The following is an 11833-nucleotide window of genomic DNA, read 5'->3' as shown; positions in this document are numbered from 1 at the left end:
CGCGGGGCCCCCCGCCCTCGGGGGCCCCGCCCCCGGCCCCCCGCGCGGGCGAACGGGGCCGTGGCTCTACCGGGCCGGGGCGTAACCGGCGGGCCTGGTGGTGAACGTGCCGCGGCCCTGGGTGCGGCTGCGCAGCCGGGTCGCGTACCCGAACACCTCGGCCAGCGGGACCACGGCGGTGATCACCACCGTGCCGGCCCGCGCCGACGAGCCCGAGATCCGGCCGCGCCGGGCCGCCAGGTCGCCGAGCACGCCGCCGGCCGCGTCGTCGGGCACGGTGACCGTGATCTCCACCACCGGCTCGAGCAACTCCATCGCGCAGGCCCGCAGCGCCTCGCGCAGCGCGAGCCGCCCGGCCGTGCGGAACGCCAGGTCCGACGAGTCCTTCGGATGGGTGGCCCCGTCGGTCAGCGTGACCCGCAGGCCGGTCACCGGGTGACCGCCGAGCGGCCCGTCGGCCAGGGCGTCGCGGCAGCCGGCCTCGACCGCCCGCACGTACTCACGCGGCACCCGGCCACCGGCCACGGTCGACCGGAACTCGAAGCCCCCGCCGTCCACCTCCAGCGGCTCGACATCCAGCACGACGTGGGCGAACTGCCCCGCGCCGCCGTCCTGCTTGACGTGCCGGTACAGCAGCCCGGACACGCCGCGCGTCACCGTCTCCCGGAGCGCTACCTGCGGACGGCCGACGGCGACGTCCAGCCCGTGGTCGCGCCGGAGCTTCTCCGCCGCGACCTCCAGGTGCAGCTCGCCCATCCCGGACAGCAGCGTCTGCCCGGTCTCGGCGTCCGTACGGACCGCCAGCGACGGATCCTCCTCGGCCAGCCGCGCCAGCGCCGAGGCCAGCCGGTCCGCGTCCACGCTCCGGCGGGCCTCGATCGCCACGGACACCACCGGCTCCGTCGCGCTCGGCGGTTCGAGCACCAGCGGCGCCTCGGGCGCGCACAGGGTGCTCCCGGTGCGGGCCGACTTCAGCCCGACCACCGCGACGATGTCGCCGGCCACCGCCCGCTCCATCTCGGTGTGCCGGTCGGCCTGCACCCGCAGGATGCGGCTGACGCGCTCGGTGCGCCCTATGCCGGCGTCCAGCACCACGTCCCCCTTCCGCATCGTTCCCGAGTAGACCCGCAGGTACGTCAGCCGCCCGGTGGCGGTCGAGCTCACCTTGAACGCCAGCGCGGCCAGCGGCGCCTCCGGGTCGGCGGCCCGCTCCGCGCCGTCCACGCCGCGCACCGCGGGCACGTCCAGCGGCGACGGCAGGTACGCCACCACGGCGTCGAGCAGCGGCTCGATCCCGCGGTTGCGGTACGCCGACCCGCACAGCACGACCAGGCCCGCACCGCTCGCGGTCAGGTCGCGCAGCGCGGCGGCCAGCGTCCGGTCGGAGATCGACGGCAGCGCGCAGAACTCCTCCAGCGCCTCCGCGTGCAGCTCCGCCACCGACTCCTCGAGCAGCCTGCGCCGCCGCCGCGCCTCGTCCAGCAGGTCCTCCGGCACCGGTCCTTCCTGGCACGCGTCGCCCTCCCAGACGAGCGCGCGCATCCTGACCAGGTCGACGACGCCGGCGAACCGCTCCTCCTGCCCGATCGGCAGCTGCACCACCAGCGGGGCCCTGTGCAGCCGGCGGCGGATCGACTCGACCGCGGCGTCCAGGTCGGCGCCGGCCCGGTCCAGCTTGTTGACGAACGCGATGCGCGGCACGCCGTACCGGTCGGCCCGCCGCCACACCGACTCGCTCTGCGGCTCGACGCCCGCGACGGCGTCGAACACCGCGATCGCGCCGTCGAGCACCCGCAGCGAGCGCTCCACCTCGTCGGAGAAGTCGACGTGGCCGGGGGTGTCGATCAGGTTGACGCGGTGCCCGTCCCAGACGCAGCTCACCGCGGCGGCGAAGATCGTGATGCCGCGGTCGCGTTCCTGGGGGTCGAAGTCGGTGACGGTCGTGCCGTCATGCACCTCGCCGCGCTTGTACGTGGCGCCGGCGAGGTACAGCATCCGCTCGGTGACGGTGGTCTTGCCGGCGTCGACGTGGGCGAGGATGCCGAGATTCCGTACGACGGCAAGCAGGTTGGCCTGTTCTTGTTTCGAGAGGTGAGCACGCACAGCCCATGACCCTTCGGTCCAGAGAAGAAAGGGGACAGCGCGATTCCCCGGACGAGAGCGGGGGCTCGTCAGGGCGTCGTCCAGTGGCGGCCGCGCAGCCGGCACCGGGACGACGGAGACACCAGGATCACCTCGTAGCGCGACGAGGGGACGACGGCAGCGGTGCTGTGGCGCACGGCCGTTCTCCTCTCCCTCGTCGATGATCAGTGGCGAGTGTAGTCAGGGGCGGGCGGGCGAAGAAAGCGATTTGTTCCGGCCGTGGGGGAGGTTCACCACGCGGTCGCCTGACTGCCCCCGATGAGAGACACAGCCGTCATGTCGGCATGTCGACATAGGCGCGAGACGCTTTCAGTGGAAGGACGCGCCCATGACGATCACTCTGGACACCGGGCGGTACACGGTCGGCATGGCCACCGGCGCCGCCGACGTGCAGGCCGCGCAGCGACTCCGCCACGAGGTCTTCGCCGGGGAGATGGGGGCGCGGCTCGACAGCCCGGTCTCCGGCCTCGACGTGGACCGGTTCGACGCCTACTGCGACCACCTCCTCGTACGGGACGGCAGAGAAGTCGTCGGCACGTACCGGCTGCTCCCTCCGGGGCGTACAGACCGGCTCTACTCCGACGGCGAGTTCGACCTGACCAACCTCGCGCCACTCAGGAAGGGCCTGGTGGAGGCGGGCCGCACCTGCGTGCACCCCGACCACCGGGGCGGCGCGGTGGTCGCGCTGATGTGGGCGGGCATCGCCCGGTACATGCTCTCCGGCGGTCACCAGTGGCTGGCGGGCTGCTGCTCGGTGCCGCTCGACGACGGTGGCACGCTGGCCGCCGCCGTGGTGGAGCGGGTCCCGCTCGGGCCGGAGGAGTACCGGGTAACGCCGCACACGCCGTGGCACCCCGAGGGCGACGTACCTTCCGACCGGTTCGTCCCACCTGCCCTCCTGCGCGGCTACCTGCGGCTGGGCTCGTGGGTGTGCGGAGCGCCCGCGCACGACCGGGACTTCGGCACCGCGGACTTCTTCGTGCTGCTGTCGATGGCCAACGTGAACATGCGCTACCTGCGGTACTTCCTCGGGGAGACGCTGTGAGCGCCGTAGCGCCGGAGACGCCACTCTCACCTCACGCGCCGGCTCCTTCCAAGGCACCGGTCACCCTGAAGGCGCCGGACACGGCCGAGGCCCCGGTCACCCTGAGGGCGCTGGCCCCGTCGAAGACACCGGTCATCCTTAACGCACGGGACCTGGCCGAGGCGCCGGTCCCCCATAACGCACCGGACCTGGCCGAGGCGCCGGACCCGTGGCGCCCACTCGGCCCTTGCACCACGGCGGCGTGCGTGGAAGCCGCGGTTGCCGTCGCCGGGCCCGTCCAGCTCGCGGCCCGGCTGGTCGCGGCGTTCCTGGTGCTGCTCGCCGGGGTGCCGATGTCCCTAGTGGGGCGGATACGGGCGACGTGGCGTACGGAGCTCACGATGGCCTGGGCACGACTGCTCCTGCGCGCCCTCGGCGTCCGACTCGAGGCGACGACATCGGGAAGTGGCGCGCCGCCGAACGTCGGTGCGGCGTCGGAGGCGGGCACGCTGTTGGCTGCCGGTGCTGCTTGGGGCGTCCGGGCGAAGCCGGCTGGCGGTCCGGGTTGGGACGGCGAGGCGAGGCCGGAAGTCGGTGCGGGCTCGCAGACGGGCGCTCTCGTCGTGGCGAACCACGTGTCCTGGCTCGACCCGCTCGTCCTCGCGGCCACGGTGCCGTCGCGACCGCTCGCCAAGCGCGAGATCGGCGAATGGCCCTTCATCCGCACGCTGGCCGCCGGCGCGGGCGCGCTGTTCATCGACAGGGAGCGCCTGTCCGCGCTGCCGTCGGCCGTCGCCGCGGTCACCGACGCCCTCAGGGCGGGCGACACCGTGGTCGCCTTCCCCGAGGGCACCACCTGGTGCGGCCGCGGGATGGGCCGGTTCCGCCCGGCCGTCTTCCAGGCGGCCGTGGACGCGGGCGCCCCGGTCCGCCCGGCCGTGCTCCGCTACCGCGAGGGGACGGCGACCTCGACCCGTGCCTGCTACGTCGGGGACGACTCGCTGCTCGCCTCCATCGTCCGGGTGGCCACGACCCGGGACCTGGCCGTGGAGGTCACGCTCTTCGCCCCAGTACGACCGGCCGCGCCCACGAGCAGCCGGCCGGAGGCCCGTACGGCCCTGGCGAGGATCGCCGAGAGCCGGGTGCGCGCCAACGTGCTCGAACCACACGGTCATGAGCAGTCCGGCTTTATGCGGTAACCGGTGACCGGCGACTGCACACCGGTCGGTTCGAACAGGCTGCCGCTCTCCCTGTACACCTGGGACGGAGGCGTAGCGGCTGCCGGCATACCGAGCGGGCAGGGCCTGGAGGAAAACTTATCGCGTCCCCTCCCTGCTGCCGACGAAATTTCTCTTCACGGTTCACCGATCGGCGGAGACGGCTTATTAAGCTTTGCACGAATATGTGCCGCCTCGGCGCGCGCTGCTTTTGCTTCGGCAACAGCCTTCTCGCGATCGGAGGAGAAGATCAGGACTAGTGCTAGCGCATCCAGTGCTTCCGCCATTTTCTCGCGCCACGCCGCAAAAGCTTCCGTACTTCTCTCACCAGGCGGCTTCTCCGAGCGCACCGCCCTCAACTCTCGGAGTGCGGCGCGCAATTCCGGGGGGATGTCCACACCGGCTCATCCCCTTCCACCGATGAGGGGAAGGAACCTCTGGCAGGCAGGGCATGGCGCGATCAACGTACCATGCTCGTCGAGAGGGTATGAGTTACCTCTTGCGCCTCCACCGATTCTTACTGATTGGAACGTAGCGCCATCCAACGGAATGTCAGCCTCTTCGAATAGAATCGCGCATCCCACTTCTCCACAGCCGCCGTGATGCCCAGACTGGGCAACGGCTCTTGCTACCTGCCCAGGCATTGTGCCAGTACGCGTATCCGCAGCATAGGCAAACCTAACATGCTCTCCGTCTGCGGAAGTAATCTTAGTAGCCACGTTGGGGCGGACCTTTGGATCCATACTCAGCGCCGCATCGGCAAAATCGAGCAGATCATCGTCAGCATCACCGCAGTTATGGACGAGTACCGGCGCGGTACCCGCTTCTACGTAGAATGTGTGGACCTCGGCGACCGTCAGGTCGTAGACCGTCGGGTGGTTATGCCCCTTTTGGGCGCTGACGACCTGGACGGTGGCGCCGTCAGGGGTGCGGAGGCGGTCGGCGTTCGTCAGGTGGTCGGCGCGGACCCACTGGTGGTCCTTGGCGTCCCAGAACAGGTGGTGTTCGGTGGCGAGGATGACGCCGGTCTCGTCGCCCTTCTTGCCGTCGGTGTCGACGGTTATCTGGACGAGGTTGAGGTAGCCGACGCCTGAGAAGGCGGCGACGACGAGCTGCGGCGCGGTCTTGCCTGTGTGAGGGTCAGTCGCGAGGACCTTCTCCCCGGGCTTGATCTTCTCGATGGCTTTGAACGTGCCGTCGGCGAGCTGGACCTTCGTGCCGGCGACGAAGCTGTTGGGACAGCCCCCGCGTGATCCGGACGACGCATGCGGGCGTCCGGCCTTGCTTCCGCCGGCTCTGGCTGCCGCGCCTTCCGCTTCTGCGGCATCGTCGGCGGCGCCGCCCATCTTGCCCAGCGCGGATCTCGCCTTGCCCGCCGCCTTGGCCACCGCGCCCGTGACCGCCTTGCCGGCCGCCGTGCTCGCGACCTTGCCGAGCACCGCCGACGCGGCCTTGCCGAGGAAGCCTCCTGCCGCGCCTGTTACGGCTCCCACCGCCGCCGCGTGGAAGGCCCCGCCTAAACTCCACTGGTCGCGGGGGGTGGAGACCAGGTAGCCGGCGAGGTTGCCGGCTGCTCCGCCGGCCGCGGCGCAGCCGACGCTGCCGGCTCCGGCCGTCGCCGCCTCGCATCCGATCGTGACGACGATCGTGACGGTGACGTTGACGATGGTGGCCTTGTGCTGGTTCCAGAAGCGCTTGGCCTTGCAGCCGAAGTCCCAGGTGCCGCAGTGTCCGCCACCGCCACCGCCGCCACCGTTCGATCCGGAGGGCGAGGGGGAGTGGTGAGGAGCATGCCCAGGGCCGTTGCTGCCGGCGCCGGGGTCTCTCCCGCCCTGGTGGCAGCGGCCGTAGGTGTCGCACCAGGGACCGTCCGGTTGCAGGCCCGAAGGGTCGGACTTGGTGACCGGGTTGTTGTCGGCGTAGGCGTAGCCGTTCCAGCTCTGCGGGTCGGTGGCGTCGAAGACCGGGTCGACGGAGATGAAGCGGCCCGTTTCGGCGTCGTACTCACGGGCGCCGAGGTGAGTCAGGGACGTCGCCTCGTCGATGGTCCCGCCGACGAAGCCCTTCTGGCCCGGCCAGTACGACGGCGGTGAGCCGCGGAGCTGGCCGAACGGGGTGAAGTACCGGCGTGACGGGGCCTGGGTGTCGTCGTCGCTGACCGAGGCGTCGGTGGTGCCGTGGTTGTCGGAGCCGAGCCACGTGACGCCCCTGTTGGTGCGGGCGGCGACGATCTGCCCGCCGTGGGCGTAGTAGCGGGTCGCGGTCTTGGCGCCGGACTTGGTGTCGAGCCGGATCTCCATCCCGGCGACGTACAGCGTCGTGGAGGTGGGATCGCGGCGGATCAGCCGGTCGCCGTTGGCGTCGTAGAGGAAGGTGCTGACGCCGGACGGGTCGGTGGACTTGGCGAGGTGCCCCTCGACGTCCCACTCCAGCGCCCGGCCCGAGCCCCGCTCGGTGGTGTTGCCGGCGGCGTCGTAGGTGTAGCTGTCGATCTGCCCGTCGCGCGTGCCGCCCTGGTACTCGACCGTGGACAGGGTGTGGGGCTGCGGCTTGCCGGCCCCGGCGTAGGTGTAGGTCTTGGTGACGTCACCGGACGCCTGGTGGTCGACCTCCTTGGTGCGGTTGCCGACGATGTCGTAGGCGAACGACTGCCAGTACGGAGCCGGTCCGCCGACGACGTTCTGCGAGGGGTCCGAGGCGCAGTCGTCGGTGGCCGTCCATGCCTCGGTCAGGCGCTGCAGGTAGTCCTGGCGGAAGCACTGCACGTCGGGCGTCTGGCCGGACGGAGTGTCGGCGATCTTGGTGATGTTCCCGGACTGGTCGTAGGTGTAGTTGGTGTCCGAGACCGAGATCGGCGACGTCTCACGCTCGTACAGGGAGCGGGTGAGCCGGCCGGTGCCCTCGTCGTAGAAGTTGGTCTCCTTCACCCGCTTGCCGCCGGTCGACATCATCATGTCGAGCAGCTGGCCGAGCTTGGAGTACGAGGTGGACGTGACGTAGGTGGTCAGTCCCCGTGTGGTGGTGGGATTGCCGAGCTCGTCGTAGCCGTAGAGGAGCGTCTCCTTGAGCAGGCCACCGGCCGCGGGCAGCACGTTGCGATGGACGGTGCCGTCGAGGTTGTAGTCGGTGCTGGTCTCGTAGACACCGGCCAGGGACCCCTCGGCGGCCGGGATGGTGGTCTTGGTGCCGAGAGTCCGGTAGGCGTCGTCGAAGCCGGTGACCGCGGTGGTGTAGGCGTCCATCGCCCCGGTGGCGGCGTTCCTGACGTACCGGGTCGAGGCCGTCGGCTGGCCGTTCACGACGGTGCCGTCGGACAGCTTGTCGTACGTCCACTCGGCGAGCTTGGTGCCGGCGGCCGAGGTGCCCTCGTACTCGGCGGTCTTGCGGCCGAGGGCGTCGTAGGTGAAGAAGACGCTCTTGCCGCGCGCGTCCGTCGTCGTCAGCAGGCGGTCGGTCTTGTCGTCGTAGGTGAGCTTCGCGGTGCCCTTGTCGGGGTCGTCGAGCTGGATCAGCCGGCCGCGCAGGTCGTAGTGGTACGTCCACGTCGTGCCCGCCGGGTCCTTGACGGTCGCCGGCTGGCCGGCCGGGGTGTAGGTGTACGTGGTGGCGTCGTGGTCGCCGGTCGGGCCGTCGCCCTTGTACTGCCGGAGCTCGACCAGCTGGCCCCGCGCGTTGGTGATCTTCGTGATCGGCGTGGATCCGGCCGGCGGGTCGACGCTGACCCGGTCGCCGCCGTAGGTCGTGGTGGTGCGCCACTGCTCGCTGCCGCGCTTGCGGAAGATCTGCGCGGTGGGCCACTCCATGCCGTTGTAGACCGTGACGTTCTGGCCCGGGACGTCGTCGTCGCTGGCCGGGGTCCAGAGCGTGCTGCCGGGGTCGCCCTCGGTGTAGTAGTCCTGGTTCGTCTTGTAGGCCAGGCCGCGGGTGTCGTACAGGGTGTCGTTCACCACCCGGCCGCCGCCCGGAGCCGGCTGCTGGGTCTGGCGGGGCCGCAGCAGGCCGTCGTAGAGGGCGTAGCCGGTGGTGTAGTGGACGCTGTCGTTCCGGAGCGTCGCGGTGGACACCGTGGTCGGCCCGTCCGTGCGGATCTGGTAGCCGAACCTCATGTTCGGGGCATCCGGGAAGGTCGACCTGGCGTGGCCGGGCAGCCACACGCCGGTCAGCCGGCCGAGCGGGTCGTAGACGAGGTCCGTGCGCTTGCCGTTGACGTCGATCGTGGCGGTCGGGATGCCCCACGCCGGCTCGACCTCGGTCTTGGTGACGTGGCCCGCCGCGTTGGTGACCTCGGTGCGGGTGACCGGGCCGGTCGCCGGGGTGTACGTGGTGGTGGTCCGGCCGCCCGAGGCGTCCGTGACGACCTGCGGCCTGCCGTACACGTCGAAGGTGGTGGTGCCGACCGTGACGTACCGCGGTCCGCCGCTCCACGACCCGAGCTTCTCGGTCTTGGTGACGTCGCCCCTGGCGGGCGCGGTGCCGTAGGCCTGGTTGTCGTAGTACTTGCGCACGTCGGAGGCCACGTCGTCCGGCCGGGCGGGCGTGACCGCGCAGGACTTGGTGACCGTCTCGACGCGCGAGACGTACGAGATCATCCACTTGGCGGCGTTGCGGGCGTACTCGGTGCGGGTGCACTGGTCGTCGCTCGCGGTCGACTCGTCGCCCAGGTCGTTGACCTGTGTGGGCAGGCCGTCGGCGTTGTAGTCGGTGTCGGTCGTGGTGTACCGCCAGCCGCCGGAGGCCAGCGCGGTGCGGCTGCGCACCTTGTCGACCTCGACCAGGTGGGCGGTGGTCGTGCCCCAGGAGCGGACCCGCTTGGCGGTCTGCTTGGTCCAGTAGCCGGTGATGGCGCCGCTCATGGCCGCCCCGCCGGGCCCGTCGTAGTGGATCTCCTCCAGGATGCGTCCCTGCAGGGGCTCGGCGTCGGGCACCGGCGGGCCTTCGGAGGCGGTGACCTGGACGTCCTTCGTGCCGCCGCCGGACTTCTCGTCGCCGTCCATGCCGCGGAAGTAGATGTACTCCGACTGCGAGCGCTGCTCGGGGGCCTCGCCGTGGACGACCCGCACCTTGCCGTAGCCGCGCCACTGCGACCAGGTCTTGTACTTCTCCTTGGTCAGCCCGTCGTCGTCATCGTGGTGCCAGGCGCCGCCGCCGAGGTACTCGTAGGAGGTCACCTCGTCGGGCGCGCCACCCGTGCGGTCGATGGCGCGCACCTGCGTGACCACGTACTTGTGGAACCAGTCGAGCTTGGGCGACGTGGCACCCTCGGGCGACCAGTACTGCGGGTAACAGCGGCGGGTGTTGGAATCCGGCTCGGGGGTGTCGCCGGCCTTGCAGTCCGGGTCGGAGTAGGCGATCGACAGGGAGCCGCCGGTCTCGTTGTCGATGGCGGAGACGCGCCACTTGGTGAGCGGCGGGCGTCCTTCCAGGGCGTCGACCCGGTTGGGCTTCTGGATGCCCGCGAAGCGCACGGACGGCAGCTCCGCCGTGGCGCCGACCTTGCCGGTGTGCTGGATGCCCTCGAGCCAGACCGTCGCGGCGGTGCCGTCGCCGGGATCGCGCATCTTCTGCTGGAGCGTCCAGGTGTCGACGTCCTTGTACGTGCTGCCCGACGCCAGAACCTGGGTGGTCACGGCGGCGAGCCGCTTGCGCGTCCAGAAGGTCGGCGAGTACTTGTCGATGCACTTCTCGCCGGCGTCGCAGTTCTGGTCGTAGGGGACATCGGGCCAGTGCTTCGCGTTGTCCTTGGTGAACTTGCTCTCGGCGCAGTCGAAGCTCGAGGTCGGGTCGCAGCGCTCCTCGGTGTCGAACACGACCCGCGCGGGCGCGGCGGAGGAGAAGATGGCCTCCGAGCGCTGCCCGTAGTCGATGCGCTTGAGGTAGCCGCCGCGGTCGTACACCGTCGGGGTGCCGTTCGGCACGCCGTCGGTCAGGGTGGTGACGTCGCGGCGGTAGTAGTTGGTCTCCTTGCCGTACCAGAACGTGCTGACCGTGCCGTGCGGGTCCACGACGTAGTCGAGGTTCCACCGCCAGGCCTGCTGGCACCAGGAGTCGGAGAAGGTGTCCTTGTGGCAGGGCTCGCCGGAGTCGTTGCCGAAGACCGGGACGGTCCACGTCGAGTTGGTCTCCGCCTTGCCGCTGCTCCAGCCGGGCAGGTGGTTCTGCCCGAAGTAGTACTGCGTGCCGTCGGGGGTGGTGATCCGCCAGTATTCGCCGTCGTTGTCGCCGTTGTCGGCGCCGGAGAGCTTCTCGACCTTGGTGCCGTCGTCCTCCTTGGGCTGCCACGTGCCGGTCGCGTCGTCCAGGACCAGTTCGGTGGCCTGGCCGTTGAGGGACATGGTGGCGTTGCTGTAGCGCCAGCACTGGTCGTTGCGCTTGGGCTTCACGTCGTCGTCGGCGCACTGCTTGTAGCGGCGCTCGATGAAGCCGGGCCAGTAGTCGAAGCCCTCGCCGATCCAGGAGGCCTGGTTGTTCGTGGCGACGGTGCGGCCGTCGACGCTGCCCGAGGAGTAGACGAAGCCGATGTTGGGGGTCGGCCCGCCCGGGGTCGGCGGCAGGCGCAGGGGGTACGACCAGGAGAACGCGCCGCTCTGGCTGCTCACGTTCCAGGTGGCGGAGGGCGACAGGGAGGTCGCCTCGTACGAGCCCGCCGAGCCCGACGGCCCCGCCTCGGCCGCCAGGGTGGTCGCCCCGGCGGCGGCGAGGTCGATGTCGGCGGTCAGCCGGCCGGCCTTGACGTCGTTGCCGGTGGGCAGCGGCGTCCGGGTCTGGCATTGCGGCAGGTCGGGCGTGGTGGCCGCGCACGCCGGGAGCTGGACCAGGCGCAGGCGGGACGCCCAGTCGCCGCCGTAGGCGTACCGGAAGCCCGAATAGTCCACCTCGACCGCCGCGCGCCGCGCCCCGCCGCCCGGCGTGCCCTGGGGGGTCAGCTGGATGCCGAGCCCGGTGATGCGCGACCGGTCGGCCGTCCGGCCGTCCAGCACCCGGACCTGGACGTCCGGCACCGCCGCCGCGGAGGACGGCTTTCCGGCCGAGGACGTCGCCGGGGTCCCGGAGGTGGCCGCCCTGTCCGGGGTGGCCGCCCTGTCCGGGGCGGCCGTCTTGTCCGAGCTGGACGACGGCGGGCCGACCCAGACGGGGAGGTCCCCCGCCCGGACCTTCGGTGCCCGTCCCCTCAGAGACTTGCTCGTCGTGGCGCTCGCCTGCGCCACCGCCGTACCCGGCTGCGGCCATGTCACGGCGGGGGCGCCCTTGAGGTCGAACTTCGCCCCCGGATCAGGCGGGGCGGGACGGGCCCTGCTCTGGTGACCGGGCACCGGGTGCTGGGCCTGAGCTTTGTGCCACGCCGGGTCGCCGGCGGCCTGCGCCACCGGCAGCCGGACGGCCAGCGTGGCGGGCACCACGACCGCCAGCAGTCCGGCGACCCTAACCCAGCCTCGCCAAGAAGCGAGCACGA

The 11833-nt window shown here is 71.2% G+C and carries 5 protein-coding genes; 2 read left to right on the top strand and 3 right to left on the bottom strand.

Translation table 11 applies throughout. The features are described 5' to 3' along the window. Positions 1-66: 66 nt before the first annotated feature. Positions 67-2103: an elongation factor G gene (fusA, locus tag AB0H84_RS25855; protein ID WP_357609029.1), complete on the bottom strand. Its 2037-nt coding sequence runs from the start codon at positions 2101-2103 to the stop codon at positions 67-69. 367 nt (positions 2104-2470) lie between these two features. Between fusA and AB0H84_RS25850 the strand changes: the two genes are divergently transcribed. Together AB0H84_RS25850 and AB0H84_RS25845 are read left to right on the top strand one after the other, a co-directional pair. Beyond that, positions 2471-3187, top strand: a complete 717-nt coding sequence (locus tag AB0H84_RS25850) for a GNAT family N-acyltransferase (RefSeq protein WP_357609026.1) — start codon at positions 2471-2473, stop codon at positions 3185-3187. A gap of 245 nt (positions 3188-3432) precedes the next feature. Next, positions 3433-4365: a lysophospholipid acyltransferase family protein gene (locus tag AB0H84_RS25845; RefSeq protein ID WP_357609023.1), complete on the top strand. Its 933-nt coding sequence runs from the start codon at positions 3433-3435 to the stop codon at positions 4363-4365. A 155-nt stretch (positions 4366-4520) separates the two neighbouring features. Here AB0H84_RS25845 and AB0H84_RS25840 read toward each other — a convergent pair whose 3' ends face one another. Together AB0H84_RS25840 and AB0H84_RS25835 are read right to left on the bottom strand one after the other, a co-directional pair. Then, complete coding sequence (locus tag AB0H84_RS25840) at positions 4521-4781, bottom strand: hypothetical protein (protein WP_357609020.1); 261 nt, start codon at positions 4779-4781, stop codon at positions 4521-4523. A gap of 6 nt (positions 4782-4787) precedes the next feature. Continuing rightward, positions 4788-11831 (bottom strand): polymorphic toxin-type HINT domain-containing protein, encoded by a 7044-nt coding sequence (locus AB0H84_RS25835; protein WP_357609018.1) that lies wholly within the window; start codon positions 11829-11831, stop codon positions 4788-4790. Positions 11832-11833 lie beyond the last annotated feature (2 nt).

The sequence above is a fragment of the Nonomuraea sp. NPDC050786 genome, assembly GCF_040654115.1.
Lineage (GTDB): Bacteria > Actinomycetota > Actinomycetes > Streptosporangiales > Streptosporangiaceae > Nonomuraea.
The sequence above is the reverse complement of the archived record's forward strand: the minus strand, read 5'-3'. Positions and strand labels throughout refer to the sequence as shown.